Here is a 17,845-nt window from a genome sequence, read left to right on the forward strand (position 1 = left end):
AGAATATAAAACGCTCGTTTTTTATCACCTTCTGCACATGCAATTTAACCTAAACAAAAATTCAAATGCCATGAAAAAAACAATCGTCTCCTTCGGTTTTGCCCTGTTGGCAATAGTTGCTTTTGGGCAGGTTTCCAAAACAGTAAATGTGAATACTGCGGGATCACTGAGCAGCCTACTCTCCGCAACTGAAAAGCAAACGGTTGCCGATCTCACTGTAACGGGAACTATTGATGCCCGCGATGTGATGTTAATGCGGGACAGTATGACTATGTTGGCCAATCTGGATTTGTCCGGAGTCAATATAACAGCCTATACAGGAATAAAAGGCACTATAAATGAATCATTTACCTATCCGGCTAACGAAATGCCCATTTTTTCATTCTGCAATCCGTACACATACTCCGGCAAAGTCTCCCTCAAAAATGTAAAATTACCTATCTCAATAACCCAAATAGGGAATTATACGTTCTTTTTGTGCAGTGGGCTGAGTGGAAGCTTCACAATCCCAGACTCGGTCAAGTTAATTGGCAATGGAGCTTTCGGTGCCTGTGAGGGACTAACAGGAAACCTAACAATCCCATATTCGGTTACAACGATTGGGGATTCTGCTTTTTACGATTGTAAAGGTCTAACAGGCAGCTTAATCATTCCGAACACCGTGACAACGATCGGATTTGGTGCTTTCTATCTTTGTACCGGCTTCTCTGAATTATTTTTACCCCAAAGTTTATCCGAAATATCAGATATGGCATTTGCATCATGCAGCGGTTTGAAAAAGATAACAATAGCTAATCCGATTCCTCCTACAATTTATAGTTGGACTTTCTACCAGGTAAATAAAAACACCTGTCAACTGATTGTCCCTCCAGGTTCTGAATTGGCTTATCAATCAGCAAACTATTGGTCAGACTTTTTTGCAAAAACACCCCAACCCAAAACTATTCATCTGACCACAGCGGGAACACTGAAAGACTCACTTTCCCATACTGATGCTGCAACGATTGCAAATCTTTCCTTAACCGGGCTCATTGATGCCCGCGACGTAAGGTTTATGCGGGACAGTATGACTGTATTGGCAAGCCTGGATTTGTCGGGAGTGTGTATTGCTGCCTATACGGGTACGGACGGAACTTATTCAACTAATACAACAATCTATCCCGCCAATGAAATACCAAAATATTCTTTTAGAAGGCCCGTTTCACCATTAGGAAAAACCACACTAAAAAGTATAAAACTCCCCATTTCAATTACATCTATTGGAGATTTCGCCTTTTATAATTGCTATACACTGACAGACAGTTTATATATTCCAAACTCAGTAACTTCAATAGGCGATTTTGCTTTCTATTACTGTCCTGAATTAGTGGGTAATTTATCCTTTACCAATTCTTTAACTTCAATCGGGAAGAGCTCATTTTTCTATTGTAAAGGGCTAAAAGGTAGCTTAACCATTCCTAATTCGGTAATCTCAATCGGAGATAGCGCTTTTTTCTATTGTGGCGGGCTAATGGGTAGTTTAACAATTTCAAAATCTGTGGCATCGATAAACAATGGCGTTTTCGCCGGATGCTATGGATTAACTGGAAATTTAACGATACCAAACTCAGTGACTTCAATTGGCAATAATGCATTCTATAAGTGCAACGGACTCACAGGAAGCTTAGTAATTCCGGATTCTGTGATTTCGATTGGAAATAAGGCTTTCTTTAATTGCACCGGATTTACTGACTTACTTTTGCCCAAAAGTTTAGCTACTATATCAGATTGGGCTTTTGCTTCATGCACCGGATTGAAGAAAATAACAGACAATAATCCTGTACCTCCAACAATTTATGGCAGTACCTTTGATCAGGTAAATAAAACAAGCTGCCAACTTATTGTTCCTTCTGGTTCAGAACTGGCCTATCAATCGGCAACCTATTGGTCAGACTTTTTTGCAAATATACCCCAACCCAAAACTATCCATCTGACCACAGCAGGGACATTAAAAGACTCACTTTCATATACTGAAGCTGCAACAATTACCGATCTCACAGTAACAGGTACTATTGATGCGCGGGATGTAAGGTTCATGCGGGACAGCATGACTGTATTGGCTAATATGGATCTGTCAGGGGTGAATATATCAGCTTATACGGGAACACTGGGTACAAATACAAATATCCAGACCACATATCCGGTAAACGAAATGCCAATATATTCTTTTCGAAAAGTTGATTCTTATCAAAACGGCAATACTTATCTCCAGACTATAAAACTTCCCCTTTCAATTACTTCAATCGGGGATTACGCTTTTGCATACTGTAAAGGACTGACCGGTAGTTTAATAATCCCCGATTCTGTTCATACAATTGGGAATTATGCTTTTTCAGATTGTACCGGTCTATCTGGCAGTTTAGTAATACCCAATGCTGTCACAAGTATCGGAGATTATGCATTCTCAATGTGTAGTGGACTATCAGACAATTTAATTTTCTCGTCTTCTGTAAAGACAATAGGCAATTACGCCTTTAATCATTGTACTAAACTTAAAGGCAATTTAAATCTACCAAATTCTCTCATAACAATCGGAAATGGTGCTTTTTCGTATTGCTCAGGATTTACAGGAAACCTTACTCTACCCGGTTCGGTAACTTCAATAGGGGATTATTGTTTTGAGCAATGTAAGGGGCTTAACGGAAATTTAATTATACCCGCTTCGGTTAAACAAATTGGAGCCTATGCTTTTAATGGATGTAACAAAATATCGGGCAATTTGACTATTCCCGAATCAGTCACATATATCGGCAGTTCTGCTTTCAACTGGTGTTCGGGATTTACTGGAAATCTGATCATACCTGATTTCATAACCAATATTGAACCTGGCACTTTCAGTTATTGTAGTGGATTTAATGGATATCTTAAAATTGGAAACGCAGTTAAAACGATAGGTAGTAATGCATTTCAGGGATGTACCGGATTAACCGGCAACCTGATTATGCCTAACTCTATCGAATCTATTGGTGATAATGCGTTCTACAATTGTAAAAATTTATCCGGCAATCTGACAATCCCTGATTTTGTAACCCAAATTGGGCAAAATGCTTTTGGTAAATGTAGTGGATTATCAGGAAGTCTATCGTTTCCTAAATCTATGACAACTATCAATTGGAACACTTTTAGTGGATGTTCTGGTATCACGGAATTAATTATCCCTCCAAGTATAATATCCATTTATGATTGGGCATTTAGTTCCTGTACTGGATTGACCAAAATAGTATCAGTCCATACACAACCAGTGTCAATAGGCTCTTACACTTTTGACCAGGTAAATAAATCAGCCGTTCAACTGATCGTTCCGACAGGATCAACAGCAGCTTACCAATCTGCAACCTATTGGTCAGCGTTTACCAATATAACAGAGCAGGACTTTGGATTCAGTAAGAAAATTCATGTAATACTACCCGGGACTCTGGGTGCTTTACTTAATGCATTTGACATATCAATTATATCATCTCTTTCTTTGACCGGCACTATAGATGCACGAGATATTAAACTTATACGTGACAGTCTCGTTTCTATTACCGATCTGGACTTATCAGGAGTCAATATAGTGTCATATACTGGAAAAGGGGGTACCTATACTGACTCATTGACCACTTATCCTGCTAATGAATTACCTGTTTACGCATTCAGTACACCAGGTACATACTCCTATTATAACAATAAAAGCAATCTCAAATCATTCAAACTACCCTCCACCATAAATTCAATTGGTAATAGTGCTTTTGCCTATTGCTCAAAATTGACTGGCAACCTTGTCATTCCCGGATCCGTAAAATCAATTGGTGATTACGCATTTTATTATTGCTATGGATTTAATGGAAACCTGATAATTCCTGACTCGGTCTGTATGATCGGGGATTATGCTTTTTATTCCTGCAACGGATTTAGTGGCAACCTGACTATTTCAAATTCAGTGAAAGTGATTGGAAAATCCGCTTTTTCAAATTGCAATGGATTTTATGGTAGCCTAACTTTGCCTAATGCTGTTACAGCCGTTGGAGAATATGCTTTTTCTTGGTGTGGAGGACTAACTGGTAATATCATTATACCGGCAACATTAGATTCCATTTCATCAGGGATTTTCATTGGATGTAGCAGATTGACAGGCAGTTTGGCCCTTCCTCCAAACATCAAATATATTGGTAAAAATGCTTTTCAGGGATGTAGTAGTTTAAGCGGAAATTTAATTATTCCTGATTCAATAAAAAGAATTGGTAGCTATGCGTTTGGTTATTGCTACGGATTTACCGGCAACTTAAGGCTCTCAAATTCACTGACTAAAATTGAATCCGGCACTTTTTACGGATGTGGCGGTCTATCAGGAAATCTGACAATCCCTAACTCAGTCATAACCATTGAATCATCAGCATTCGCTGAATGTAAAGGATTTACAGGAAATCTAACACTTCCAAATTCAGTAAAAAAAATAGGTAGTGATGCATTTAGTTATTGCAGTGGATTTACCGAAGATTTAGTGCTTCCATCTTCCATTGATACTATAGAAGACTGGGCATTTCGAGGATGTAGCGGATTATCTGGAAGAGTATCAATTCCATCATCCGTTAAATCTATTGAATCAAATGCTTTTGATGAATGTTGGGGAATTTCAGAATTCCTGGTTGATGATAATAATGCATATTACTCATCATCAAATGGTATGTTATTGGATAAAAATCAAAACCTTTTAATTCAATGTCCACTGGCTAAACAAGGAATCGTCCAAATACCCCAGACTGTAACAACTATTGGTAATCATGCATTTTATAACTGCAACAAACTAACCGGAGACCTGATTTTACCGGATCACCTCAAGACTATCGGCTCTGAGGCATTTCAGGGATGTAGCGGTCTGACAGGAAATCTAACAATCCCTAATCAGGTAAGAACTATCAGTTACCAGGCATTCAATGGTTGCAGTGGATTCACTGGAAGACTAACAATTCCAAATTCTGTCTCAACAATTGATTGGAAGGCTTTTTATGGATGTAATGGTTTTTCTGAATTATTTTTGTCTCAAAACATCGAACAGATATACGATCTGACATTCGGCCCCTGCAACAATCTAAAAAAAATAATGTCGGCCAGTGTTGTACCACCTCTGATTTATTCGTATGCAAATCCGTTTGATCAAATAAATAAAAACAGTTGTCAGCTTATTGTCCCTACAGGATCAAAAACAGCCTACAAATCGGCAACCTACTGGTCTGATTTTTCTAATATTATAGAACAGGATTTTACCATAAGAAAAGTCATTGATGTAATCACACCAGGAACATTATGCAATCTACTCAACATTAATGAAGCTGACACAATTACAGATTTAACTGTGATAGGTTTTATTGACGCCCGAGACGTAAGATTTATGCGGGACAGCATGAGTGCATTAATTAACCTGGACTTATCTGGTGTAAAAATTGCATCTTATACTGGAACAGAAGGTACCAATTCTAATACTTTATCCTATTATCCGGTAAACGAAATGCCCGTATATTCATTCTCTAAACCCGATGAAGATTATCCAGATTACTACTATTATTATTCAGATCCGGTTCTTCTCAAAACAATTAAACTACCAGTCTCAATCACCTCAATCGGAAGCATGGCATTTGCTTATTGTATGAGATTAACCGGAAACCTGATGATTCCAGATTCTGTAATTTATATTGGTAAAGGAGCTTTTGCGTATTGTATCCAATTAACTGGTAGTCTTAATATCCCCAACTCAGTAACTTCAATTGGGGATGGTGCATTTGCATATTGTTCCGGGTTAGACGGTGAGCTGACTATTCCTCGCTCTTTAAAAACAATCGGTGATGGTACTTTTGCCGCATGCTATGAATTAACAGGCAGTTTAATGTTACCTAATTCGGTGAAAAATATCGGGAAATATGCATTCTACGGCTGCAGTAACTTAACCGGAAATTTAATTATCCCCGATTCACTTACAATGATTAATGACAGTGTGTTCTTTTTATGTAGTGGATTAACCGGTAACTTAACGATCCCGGGGGTAGTTAGAACAATCGGTAACAATGCTTTTGCTTATTGCTCCGGATTTAGCGGTAATTTATATCTTCCAGACTCTGTGACAGCGATTGGAGACAATGCCTTCGATGGCTGCTCCGGACTTAAAGGAGACTTAACCATTCCGAAATCTGTAAAATCAATCGGAAATCACTCATTCGGGCAATGCAGCGGATTAACCGGTAGTTTATTGATTCCGGATTCGGTTTCATATATCGGCGATTATGCTTTTGCCGGTTGTTCTGGATTTACCGGGGAATTAAGTATTCCATCTGCCATAGATTCAATTGGCAACGGTATTTTCGAAGGTTGTACTGGACTGACCGGTAATCTGACTATTCCTAATACTATCAAATCAATTGGTTATGATGCTTTCCAGGGATGTAGTAGTCTAAGTGGCAATTTAGTCATTCCAAACTCTGTTCAGGCAATTGGATGGTCGGCATTTGCCGGATGCTCAGGTTTTACCGGAAATCTTATCATTCCAAACTCTGTTAAAACAATAGATGCTTATGCATTCTCCGGTTGTAAAGGCTTAAATGGTAGCTTAGCCATTCCCGATTCCCTCTCTATGATCTATTATGGCACATTTAGGGGATGTAGTGGATTAACCGGTAGTATAAAAATACCGGGAACGGTTACCTATATCTACTGGAATGCTTTTGAAGACTGTAAAAACTTCACAGAGTTGTATTTACCCCAAAATATCAAAAAAATAGACGATTACACATTTAAGGGCTGTAGTGGTTTGATGGAAATTAAATCCACAAACCCTGTGCCTCCAACAATTTCCAGCTATACCTTTAATCAGGTGAATAAATCAAATTGCCTACTTATTGTTCCTAGTGGTTCTATTACGGCCTATCAAACAGCCCTCTACTGGTCTGAATTTTATAAGGTAATCTCTCTGGGAATCACACCAATAAAGGCTCAGCTATATAATATTTACAGTTCAAATGGTCTGATCATTGTAGAAAAAGTTACAGACGAGGTTATTAAAGTTTTCTCAATATCTGGTACACTTATCAAAACAATAAATAGCCAGAAAGGAACTACGACTATTAACTTACCCAAAGGTTCCTATATCGTAAAAGTCGGAAGCATCACAGAAAAAGTGAATTTATAGAATGAAGCCTTCGTTGAGTAGTTAATGAGTAAAACCTGACAGGTAATAAAGATCTGTCAGGTTTTAGTCCTTCTATCAGTCTGGATCAGCCCTAAAGCAACCAGATATTGAAATCATATCTTCCATAACTAAGCCTCCCGGGGCAAATTCAGGTTCAAATGCTGACATTAGGGAGTCTTATGAGTTCCGGATCTCTGAAAACGCTTTTGTTTTAAAGTAATGATTCAGGGCTTTTTCCATATCTACCGAGAAAAGGTATCCCTTGTAAATATCCGGCATTCCGGTCATGAAAGTCGAACCGACCGTATCTTCTTGAGATTCACAATAGCATGATCCGTTATACTGAATAACATGAAGTATATCTTAATTCATTGTTCTGCAAGATGTAACAAAAACAACAGATAAGCACGATATTATTCCGCCCGGTTATTTTCATAGGATAAGAGGTTATTTATGGGTAAATATTCAGAAGATCTATTTGTAACAAATTCCCGGCTTATTTCATTTTAGAGCCTGTTTAAATTTTATTGCGATACTTTTTCAGGACTATTTTGAGGTAGATTTTTTGCTTTGATTTCGCAGATTCAGCGGGCTAAATCAAGAAAGGAAAGTGAAAAATATGCCCAAAAGAGACTAAAAAAGGAGCAAAGAAAGGAGACTCTTCTCCTTTATGAAAATGTTTCGGTAAAATTTAAACAGGCTCTTAAACTCTTATCGCCTAAAAACCACAACTTTCTATATTACAGGATTGTTTTATACATAAGATTGCCAATCAACGCCCATTAACAAACAGAGATTTAACAGGACTCCGCACTTGCTCCCGCAAACAAGTGCATCCGGAACCGGAATCTCAGTCGGACTCTTAAAACCTTTGTTTATGAATATACTGTAAATCCCGTGTATTATCTGGAAAAGAGATATTACAACAATCAATTCAACCCTAAACATTTAAACTATGAAACGATTTATTACTCTGCTTATCGTTGCAATCACTGCAACGTTGAGCTATGGACTGAAAAAAGCTGTTCCTATCGAAGGTACCTGGCAAATGGTACATGCTCAATACTACCATTTGGATTCGTTAATGTCTCAGTTTTCGGCAAAAGATGGAGATTTCCAATGGAAAACATTCTGCAAAGGTTATTTTATGGCCGTATATCAGTCCATAAATAACAATAAGCCAGGAAATAGCGGAGTTTGCGGAAAGTACGTATTGAAAGGAAATAACCTGGAGGAAACACTGGATAGCCACTTTCCGGATGCGATTAAATATTTTGGCAAAAAGCCTTTGTACAATGTACAAATTAAAGGTGATTCGCTGATTCAGACCGGACCGTACAATGAAGACGGAAGAGCGATCCTTTTCCACTTTATAGAAAAATATGTACGGGTGAAATAGAATATGTATGGATAATGAGACGAAATCTAACAGGTTTTCAAAACCTGTTAGGTTTGGCCTTTTGGTCAGTACTATTGAACAATAAACTTCGGCAGAATATGAATACACAACGACAATTTCTCATCCGGACCAGAAGTACAAAAGCTCTGATTCTTACATCCATTCTCTTTTTTCTCGGCTGTTTTGCTTCTACAGCCCAGATTGTCAACACATATTATGAAAAAGCCAATATTATCTACAAAGGAGATATGGAGTGTACTGTCAATTACTCCCTTCATAAGTCTTGCTCCGATGTCCTGTTACCATCGGAAATTTTAGGTACAAACCACGTAGGTGTCAGATTGGGATATGGGATTAACAAAACATTCGATCTGAAAGTCAGGTACGAACGATTCATGCAAAATAATAAAGATATGTCAGGTGACTTTAATTATGTCGCAATATCACCACGTATTACACTTAAAGAAGACATACTATCCGGTGCGTTGGATGTCAGCAGCTATTTTTCAGGAAACACTCACTATGAGTTCATTGGTCCCCGGTTGATACTATCTTTTAATATTTCAAACAGATTTGATGTAACCACAGGTACTAAACTCGATTTAGCACTTAACAGGGAGCATTATTCGTATTGGGGTGGAAATTTGGGTTGCGGTATAAGCTCTGACCTGAACAAATGGGCAATACGACCTGAAATTGGTGCAACCTTTAATGTCAGGAATGTAACCAACATAATATGGAACTTCGGATTGGCTTTTGTCGTAAATTTCAATACCTGTAAGATATTATACTAAGCATCAATGGAATATGTTCACTCATGCAATCAGGACTCCGGATCAGCAATAATAAGGAACCGGGCGATACCTGGTCTGGAAATCAGGATATCGCCCGGAAATAATATATTTCCCGAAACTGTCGGGTAGTGTTATCAGCAAGCCTTAAAGCTTAAATCAAGACTCTTTACCGAGTGGGTCAATGCCCCTACAGAAATAAAGTCAACGCCACATTCAGCATACTGACGAAGAGTTTCGAAAGTAATACCACCTGACGATTCCGTTTCATATTTACCACCTATGCGATCAACGGCTTTGCAGGTCAGCTCGGGAGTAAAGTTATCGAGCATAATACGGTTGATGCCGCCTGTTTGCATGACCTCTTCAAGTTCTTCCATCGAACGAACTTCTACCTCAATGGTCAGATCTTTCCCTTTTTCCTTCAGATATTCCTGAGCACGAAGAATCGCATTCCTGATTCCTCCGGCAAAGTCAATGTGATTATCCTTCAGCATAATGGCATCATAAAGGCCGATGCGGTGATTTACACCACCTCCGATTTTCACAGCTGCCTTCTCTATAAGACGCATGCCGGGAGTGGTTTTGCGGGTATCCAGCACTTTGGTTTTAAGACCGGCAAGTTCGTTTACATAACAGCGGGTGGTGGTGGCCACACCACTCATGCGTTGCATTACATTAAGCATCAGACGCTCTATTTGCAGAAGCGAACGCTCCTTTCCCTCAACGGTAAAAACGATATCTCCGGGTTTTACCTCAGCTCCATCCTGAATGAAGACTTCGACTTTGAGAGTAGGATCAAAACGTTTAAGAATATGTTGAGCCAATTCAACACCGGCAATCACACCGGGATCTTTAACTAATAGTTTTGCTTTGCCTGTGGCAGATTCGGGAATGCAACAAAATGTGCTATGATCGCCATCGCCTATATCTTCTCTAAGGGCAATGTCAATCAATTGATCGATTAATTCATTCATTGGAAGGTTCGATTCGTATCTGGCTGATTAGATATTGTGTATTTACTTTTTTGAAGAGCAGGTGCACGCGGTAATTTCCCCGTGCTGTCGTTAAAGAACAGACCATAAACTTGGTTTCGCCACGATTCCCCTGGTGAATAATAGTAAAATCCTTCGGTGAAACGGAACGCAAAAAGCGCGTAACCAAAATCACACACTCATCGTGGTTTACAGATGAATCTTCTGACGGTAAAATCAGATCGACTGACGAACTGATCTGGTCAGACATCAGCGAGAGATTGGCTTTCTGGAATGCAGTCTCAATATCAGATGCATCCTGAGCAAAGAGTCTGCTCACCGAGAACAGACAGGTTGCGATTATGATTAAAAAGAAACGTTTCATGAGACCTTGATTTTTTTGGTTTTGGCTTCACTTGGAACTTGCATTGGATACAATCTCTAAAATAGAAATGCTGAATGCCCGTTTCATGATGATTTGCCTGAAATACAATACAAATTTACTCAGAAAAACCGTAAATTCGCCTCCCAAACGACAAAAACCAACTTTTCACCCATTTAAAGCTGTTACTTATTAAATGAAGATAGCGCTGATCGCCGTAGGAAGAACCACCGAAAAATATTTCACCGAAGCTATTGATGAATATCGTAACCGACTGAAATTCTACCTTCCCTTTGAATTTGAAATTATTCCCGAGCTCAAGAACACCAAGAGCATGAGCGAGTCTCAGCAAAAGGAGAAAGAGGGGGAACTGATATTAAAACAACTGCAACCCGGAGATGTTTTGGTTCTACTCGATGAACATGGCAAAGAGTTTACTTCAATGAAATTTGCCGACTATATTGAGAAAAAGATGCATTCGGTATCGAAACGTTTGGTCTTTGTCATTGGAGGGCCTTATGGCTTTTCGGATAAAGTGTATGCAGCGGCGCAGGAAAAGATTTCGGTATCGAAAATGACCTTTTCACACCAGATGATCCGCATGATATTTCTGGAACAGCTTTACCGGGCCATGACTATCCTGAATAACGAACCATATCACCACGAATAATTGACCATTTAGCAATTTACTATTTACAATTGACATCTTCGTGATTCGATACTTACAAATAGTAAATTGAGGCCCCAAATAGTAAATTGTAAATCCATAAATTGTACATATACAAGATGTTTAAAAACGAAATTTTACCTGAGCTCAGCAACCGCTGGAAAGCCATACAGAAAGAGATGGCCAGACAAGGCACCGAAGGTTGCTTACTGGCAGGAAATGTCAACCTGTTTTATGTGGCTGACCGTGTATTCAGCGGTTACTTTTATTTGCCGGTAGAAGGCAGTCCTTTCTTCTTTGTGAAACGTCCGGTAGGTCTCAAAGGTGAAAACGTATATTATATCCGCAAACCGGAACAAATCGCAGAGATTCTGGCAGAGGAAGGTATCACAACTCCAAAGACACTGATGCTGGAGCTTGACGAACTGAGCTACAACGACGTTACCCGTCTGCAATCCATCTTTACACCGGAACAGACCTTCAATGCAACCGCCGTATTACGCAAAGTGCGTACCATCAAATCGGCTTATGAGATTGGCCTGCTGCGCCATTCAGGACTTTTGCACGCAGCTTGTTACAGCGAAGTACCGCAACTCTACAAACCGGGCATGACCGACATCGACTTCTCTATCGAAATCGAACGTCTGTTCCGTCAGAAAGGAGCCTTGGGACATTTCCGGGTATTCGGGCAATCGATGGAAATCTTTATGGGAAGTGTAATTGCCGGGGACAATGCTGATGCACCTTCGCCTTATGATTTTGCAATGGGCGGTAGCGGCTTGCACAGCTCCTTACCGGTCGGTGGAAACGGAACAGTCCTGACTCCGGGAACAGCCATTATGGTGGATATGGGAGGAACTTTTACCGGATATATTTCGGATATGACCCGCGTATTTTCGGTAGGCAAAGTGGCTCCGCTGGCTTATAATGCACACCAGTTGGCCCTGGAGATTCAGAGCGACATTGTAGCTATCGCCAAACCAGGTGTAGCAACTGCAGAGCTTTACAACATGGCCATTGAAAAGGTAAAAAAACATGACCTTCTCCCCTACTTCATGGGATACAGCCAACAGGCCGGATTCATCGGTCACGGCATCGGTATCCAAATCAACGAATCGCCTGTACTGGCTCCACGTTCGAAAGAGATCCTGACCGAAGGCCACATCTTTGCCCTCGAACCTAAATTCGTAATCCCTGGCACGGGAGCTGTGGGTGTAGAAAATACTTTTGTAGTAAATGCCGACGGTATCGAAAAGCTGACTGTCCTTAATGAGGAGATTGTAGAACTTCCTTGTTGAGTTCTTCGACATAGAAAAGAGAAGCCGGAACAATGTCAATCGTTCCGGCTTGTTTTATTCAATTAAACGGTATTTCTACCGCCTCTCGTGAAGCTGCGAACGGCTCTCGCTGTTCATCTACCACCTATCGCGAAGCTACTACCGCTTCTTGTAGTATTTCTACCACCTCTCGTAAGATTTCTACCGGTTATCGTGAAGCTGCGAACACTTCTCGTGATTCTTCTACCGCCTCTCGTGAAACTACTACCGGCTCTCGTAGTATTTCTACCACTTCTCGTGAAACGGCGAACACCTCTCGCGGTTCTTCTACCTACGAAATTGTATTATCTCATTTATTCGCCTGAATAACAGAGTTACACCACCTCGCAAACCGTAGCATTTACCGCCTGACATAAATCCTGCGGAGAGAGCTTCAATTGCAGGCCGCGCTGTCCGGCACTGATGTAGATAAACGGTTGCTCCAGCGCATCCTTGTGGAGGTAAATAGGGTACGGCTTTTTCATACCCAAAGGAGAACAGCCGCCACGGATATATCCGGTCAACGGTAAAAGCTCCTTCATGGCAACGGTTTCGGCGCTTTTATTACCGGAGACTTTGGCTGCCAGTTTGAGATTAACCTCTGCCGCACCGGGAATGACACAGACAAAAACACCGGATTTATCACCACGCAATAGGATGGTTTTATACACCTGTTCGATGGACTGCCCCAATTGCTCTGCAACGTGAATCGCGCTCAGGTCACTTTCGTCCACCTCATACGGAACCAGTTCGTAAGCAATTTTCAAACGGTCGAGTATGCGGGCGGCATTGGTCTTCTGTATCTTCATGGTAAGAAATTAATCTTCATCGTCATCATCACCACCCCAGCTTCTCATCTCTAGCATATCGAGATACTCTTCGCAGTCAGGGTCATTTTCCGTATAAATCTCAATTGGCAACAGGTCAAAGGAAGAGAGTGCCTCATTCAAGCGCTCTCCAAATACACGAACGGTGCGGCAGATAAAGACCCAGGTCTTCTGCCCACCTCCGGTATAGACGCCGGTCAGGATGGCCAGTTTGTCCTTTTCCATGGATTTACGCAAAGCCTCTTCCACCTGCTCCATTTGTTCTGAAAGCTCCTCCGACGGCATTCCCTGTCCATCGCCTTCGTATTTCCAGTAAATCTCGGCTCGCTCTTTGAATTTTCCGGATTTCACAAAATCCATAATATCGTCACGGCCGGTCACGATGACCAGTTTGCCATTCTCATCTTCAGAGATAGCGCTAAACCATTTGTCGGTAAGTTTCATATAGGAGTAAATTATTGTTTGATTTAGAAAACCGACAAACCTACGAAATTCTGAGGAAAACCGGCATGGAATTCCCTAAATTCATTGCTTTGAGAAAAAAAAGAGGCGACTGTTTGTTTTATTTACTCAAAACGGATATATTTCGGAGAATAACCTCTATTGTCTCACCAAAAACACGAACCACCATGTACGATACCGTCAGAATATATTGCAAAAACACGAATGAGTTTCGTGATTTTCCCGTGGGAGTAACCCTGCTTGATATTTACAATGAACTGGAGGTTCAAACGCCTTACCTCGTCGTTAGTGCGAAGGTGAATAACCGGGTGGAAGGACTTCGTTTCCGTGTTTTCACCTCAAAAAATGTCGAATTCATAGATTTGACCAATTCATCGGGAATGCGCACGTATGTGCGTTCGCTGTGCTTTGTGCTTTATAAGGCGATGGCGGAAATTTTCCCGGGGTCAAAACTGCGGATTGAACACCCCATTTCCAAAGGCTATTTCTGTAAAATGGAACTGGGAGCGGATGTTTGTTCGGATAAAGTATCACGGATAAAAAGACGGATGCAGGAGATTATCGACGAAGACCTTCATTTCCACCGCAAAGAGGCGCAGACCGAAGAGGTCGTCCGTCTGTTTGAACTCAACGACATGATGGACAAGGCTGAATTGCTGGCTTCCACGGGGGAGGTTTATTCTTCATACTATCAGCTGGGCGAGCACATCAACTATTTCTATGGCAACCTGGTTCCATCGACCGGATACCTTTACCTGTTTGACCTGATTTGTTACGAGGACGGTGTGTTGCTTCGAATCCCCAACCGGGATAAACCGACGATTTTGGAGGATATTGTGCCTCAGAAAAAGATGCTCGATATATTTCACGAATACAACCGTTTCAATGAAATCCTCGGGTTCAGCGATGTGGCGACGTTGAATCAGGCCAGCAAAAGCGGGGAAGCGACCGACATTATCAAGGTTTCGGAGGCGCTTCACGAAAAGAAAATCTCCCACATTGCCGATGAGATTGCCGCTAAAAGCTCCAAGATCATCCTGATTGCAGGCCCTTCTTCGTCCGGAAAAACGACCTTTACCAAACGACTGAGCATCGAGCTGATGACCAATTTGCTCAAGCCGGTCTCCATTTCCCTGGATAACTATTTTATCGAACGGGACAAAACGCCGCTGGATGAACATGGGGAGCATGACTTTGAATCCCTCTATGCCCTGGACCTGGAGCTTTTCAATAAAGACCTGAATGATTTGCTCGAAGGAAAGGAAATCGCCATGCCAACGTTCAGTTTCGAACAGGGCAAACGTCAGTATAAAGGAAATAAACTGCGCCTGCATGAAAATAACATCCTGCTGATTGAAGGTATACACGGTCTGAATCCGGAATTGACCCCGCATATCCCCGATGAACTGAAGTACCGGATTTACGTTTCGGCGTTGACCACGATTTCGCTGGATGACCATAACTGGATTCCCACAACGGATAACCGTCTGTTACGCCGCATCATCCGCGACTTCAAATACCGCAACTACTCTGCCCGTAACACCATTGCCCGCTGGCCGAGTGTTCGCCGGGGCGAAGAGAAGTGGATTTTCCCCTTTCAGGAAAATGCCGATGCGATGTTCAATTCGGCTCTGTTATTTGAGTTGGCCGTGCTGAAACGCTATGTGGAGCCGCTGCTGATGGCTGTGCCGCAAAACTGTGACGAATATTCCGAAGCCACTCGCCTGTTGCGTTTCCTTAGCTATTTCTATCCGATTTACGACCGGGAAATTCCACCGACATCCCTTATCCGGGAGTTTCTGGGTGGAAGCAGTTTCCGGTATTGATACCAGACATATCCCTAAAGCCTGTCGGAGAAATGATCCGGCAGGCTTTCTTTTTCAGGCAATCTCCACCTTCAGGGCTTCTGCTGTTTTATATTTTCAACTTTTATAAGCGTTGAAAATGTCGTACCTTTGCATCAATCATGCGCTGAGCCTGACTTTACCCGATTTATGCAAAAACTTCAACTATCACAAAAACTTCAACAAAAGCTTACTCCGCAATTAATCCAACAGATTAAAATGCTGGAGCTAAACACCATGGAGCTGGAGGAGAAAATCCATCAGGAACTGGAGGAAAATCCGGCTTTAGAAGAGGGTGTTGATTTGGCTGAAGTTTCTGACACAGATGACTTTGGCAACGAAACTGATGATAACTGGTCGAATGAAGATTTCAGTCTGGGCGATTATATCAACGAAGACGAAATCCCTTCCTACAAGCTAAATGAAAAGCAAAACCGCGAAGACCGCAGCGAAACTATCTTTGTAGGTGAGCGCGAGACTTTTCACGAGGGGCTTATCCGGCAACTCCACTTAAGAGAACTCTCCGAGCTACAAGAAAAAGTGGGTGAATACATCATTGGAAACATTGACCCGGACGGCTATCTGAGACGCGATTTGCGTGCCATCTCTGACGATTTGCTGTTTCAGGTCGGCATAGATATATCCGACGAAGAGCTACGTCTGATTCTGGATATTATCCAGGACCTTGACCCGGCGGGTGTAGGTGCCCTGGATTTACGGGAATGTCTTTTGCTTCAGTTGAAACGCAAGAAACAGGAACCGTCTATCGAACTTGCCATCCGCATTGTCACTGATTCGTTTGAGGAATTCTCCAAAAAGCATTTTGACAAAATAATCACCCTGTATAAAATCAGCGAAAAAGAGCTTAAAGCGGCCATTGCCGAAATTACCTCTTTGAATCCCAAACCCGGGAACTCTTCCGGAGAGGAAGGCGAAGCGATCGGAGTAAATCAGATCATCCCTGATTTTATCGTTGAAGCCATTGATGGAGAGCTTTCGATTTACCTGAATGATAAAAATATTCCTGACCTTCGGGTAAGCCGCGGTTATTCGGATATGTTTCAGGATTTCATGGGTAATAAAGCAAACCAAACCAAGGATAAAAAAGCGGCGGTACAGTTCGTCAAGCAAAAACTTGATTCCGCCAAATGGTTTATTGATGCACTCAAGCAACGCCAGATGACGCTTTCTTCTACCTTTGAGGCCATCGTAGAGTTACAACGTGATTTTTTTCTTACGGGAGATGAAACCGACCTTCGGCCCATGATCTTGAAAGACGTGGCTGAAAAGGTAGGCCTGGACATCTCCACGATTTCCCGGGTGAGCAGCAGCAAATATGTACAGACCAATTTCGGGGTTTACCCGCTGAAGTTTTTCTTTTCTGACAGTATGCAGACTGAATCGGGTGAAGAAGTTTCAACACGCGAAATCAAGAAGATCCTCAAGGATGCTATTGAGGCTGAAGATAAGCGCTCCCCGCTACCCGATGAAAAGTTGTGCGAAATCCTCAACGAAAAAGGGTACATCATCGCCCGGCGCACAGTAGCTAAATACCGGGAGCAATTAGGCATGCCGGTAGCACGCTTACGTAAAGAAGTTTAATTAATATCAGCTCCTCTTTTTTCAGGAGCAAACCAGTTTATATAAATGGAAACAACAAGACAAAGTAAAATCAATCGCCTGTTACAAAAAGAATTGAGCGATATATTCCTTCAACAAGCCCGTGCCATGCAAGGTATCCTGATTACCGTGAGCACCGTGCGCGTATCTCCTGACCTGGGAATTGCCAAAGTATATCTCAGCGTTTTCCCATCGGCAAAAGGCCCGGAGCTGATTAAAGCTATTCAGGCTAATGTGAAGCAGATTCGTTTCGATTTGGGCAAACGTGTACGTCACCAGCTTCGCGTGATTCCTGAGTTGTCATTCTATATAGATGACTCGCTGGACTACATCGAGAATATCGACAACCTGCTTAAGAAATAAAG

At 41.5% G+C, this 17,845-nt stretch carries 13 protein-coding genes; 9 read left to right on the top strand and 4 right to left on the bottom strand.

Going from position 1 to position 17,845, the window contains the following annotated elements; translation table 11 throughout:
- The first annotated feature begins 70 nt into the window (after positions 1 to 70).
- The 3 genes from MLE17_RS02945 to MLE17_RS02955 all read left to right on the top strand — a co-directional run bounded on the left by MLE17_RS02945 (position 71) and on the right by MLE17_RS02955 (position 9,391).
- Positions 71 to 7,198 (top strand): leucine-rich repeat domain-containing protein, encoded by a 7,128-nt coding sequence (locus MLE17_RS02945; protein WP_243346892.1) that lies wholly within the window; start codon positions 71 to 73, stop codon positions 7,196 to 7,198.
- Positions 7,199 to 8,153: 955 nt separating this feature from the next.
- Positions 8,154 to 8,597, top strand: coding sequence for a hypothetical protein (locus MLE17_RS02950; protein WP_243346897.1), 444 nt, complete (start codon positions 8,154 to 8,156; stop codon positions 8,595 to 8,597).
- A 98-nt stretch (positions 8,598 to 8,695) separates the two neighbouring features.
- Positions 8,696 to 9,391 carry a hypothetical protein gene (locus tag MLE17_RS02955; protein ID WP_243346898.1) on the top strand — a complete coding sequence of 232 codons (696 nt, stop codon included), beginning with the start codon at positions 8,696 to 8,698 and terminating at the stop codon, positions 9,389 to 9,391.
- A 134-nt stretch (positions 9,392 to 9,525) separates the two neighbouring features.
- Here the strand turns inward: MLE17_RS02955 and nadC are convergent, their stop codons facing one another.
- Both nadC and MLE17_RS02965 read right to left on the bottom strand, forming a co-directional pair.
- A complete protein-coding gene (nadC, locus tag MLE17_RS02960) occupies positions 9,526 to 10,365 on the bottom strand; it encodes a carboxylating nicotinate-nucleotide diphosphorylase (protein ID WP_243346899.1) in 840 nt (279 codons plus the stop codon).
- Positions 10,358 to 10,747 carry a DUF4783 domain-containing protein gene (locus MLE17_RS02965; RefSeq protein WP_243346900.1) on the bottom strand — a complete coding sequence of 130 codons (390 nt, stop codon included), beginning with the start codon at positions 10,745 to 10,747 and terminating at the stop codon, positions 10,358 to 10,360. The genes nadC and MLE17_RS02965 overlap by 8 nt, the downstream gene beginning before the upstream one ends.
- 193 nt (positions 10,748 to 10,940) lie before the next feature.
- On the opposite strand from MLE17_RS02965, the gene rlmH reads away from it, so the two are divergent.
- The 3 genes from rlmH (at position 10,941) to MLE17_RS02980 (ending at position 13,053) form a co-directional block, all read left to right on the top strand.
- Positions 10,941 to 11,414 carry a 23S rRNA (pseudouridine(1915)-N(3))-methyltransferase RlmH gene (gene rlmH / locus MLE17_RS02970; protein ID WP_243346902.1) on the top strand — a complete coding sequence of 158 codons (474 nt, stop codon included), beginning with the start codon at positions 10,941 to 10,943 and terminating at the stop codon, positions 11,412 to 11,414.
- A 116-nt stretch (positions 11,415 to 11,530) separates the two neighbouring features.
- Positions 11,531 to 12,709, top strand: a complete 1,179-nt coding sequence (locus MLE17_RS02975; RefSeq protein ID WP_243346903.1) for a M24 family metallopeptidase — start codon at positions 11,531 to 11,533, stop codon at positions 12,707 to 12,709.
- A 32-nt stretch (positions 12,710 to 12,741) separates the two neighbouring features.
- Positions 12,742 to 13,053: a hypothetical protein gene (locus MLE17_RS02980; RefSeq protein WP_243346907.1), complete on the top strand. Its 312-nt coding sequence runs from the start codon at positions 12,742 to 12,744 to the stop codon at positions 13,051 to 13,053.
- 9 nt (positions 13,054 to 13,062) lie between these two features.
- Here the strand turns inward: MLE17_RS02980 and ybaK are convergent, their stop codons facing one another.
- Both ybaK and MLE17_RS02990 read right to left on the bottom strand, forming a co-directional pair.
- The gene (ybaK, locus tag MLE17_RS02985; RefSeq protein WP_243346908.1) at positions 13,063 to 13,536 is read right to left on the bottom strand and encodes a Cys-tRNA(Pro) deacylase; all 474 of its coding nucleotides are present in this window, start codon (positions 13,534 to 13,536) and stop codon (positions 13,063 to 13,065) included.
- A 9-nt stretch (positions 13,537 to 13,545) separates the two neighbouring features.
- The gene (locus MLE17_RS02990) at positions 13,546 to 13,998 is read right to left on the bottom strand and encodes a DUF695 domain-containing protein (RefSeq protein WP_243346909.1); all 453 of its coding nucleotides are present in this window, start codon (positions 13,996 to 13,998) and stop codon (positions 13,546 to 13,548) included.
- 185 nt (positions 13,999 to 14,183) lie between these two features.
- On the opposite strand from MLE17_RS02990, the gene MLE17_RS02995 reads away from it, so the two are divergent.
- The 3 genes from MLE17_RS02995 to rbfA all read left to right on the top strand — a co-directional run bounded on the left by MLE17_RS02995 (position 14,184) and on the right by rbfA (position 17,843).
- Positions 14,184 to 15,842 (top strand): nucleoside kinase, encoded by a 1,659-nt coding sequence (locus tag MLE17_RS02995; protein WP_243346913.1) that lies wholly within the window; start codon positions 14,184 to 14,186, stop codon positions 15,840 to 15,842.
- Positions 15,843 to 16,010: 168 nt separating this feature from the next.
- On the top strand, positions 16,011 to 17,462 hold the full coding sequence (gene rpoN / locus MLE17_RS03000) for an RNA polymerase factor sigma-54 (RefSeq protein ID WP_243346914.1): 1,452 nt from the start codon (positions 16,011 to 16,013) through the stop codon (positions 17,460 to 17,462).
- A 45-nt stretch (positions 17,463 to 17,507) separates the two neighbouring features.
- Complete coding sequence (rbfA, locus tag MLE17_RS03005; protein WP_243346915.1) at positions 17,508 to 17,843, top strand: 30S ribosome-binding factor RbfA; 336 nt, start codon at positions 17,508 to 17,510, stop codon at positions 17,841 to 17,843.
- Positions 17,844 to 17,845: the final 2 nt, after the last annotated feature.

This window comes from Parabacteroides sp. FAFU027 (assembly GCF_022808675.1).
Taxonomy (GTDB): domain Bacteria; phylum Bacteroidota; class Bacteroidia; order Bacteroidales; family UBA7332; genus CAXXIC01.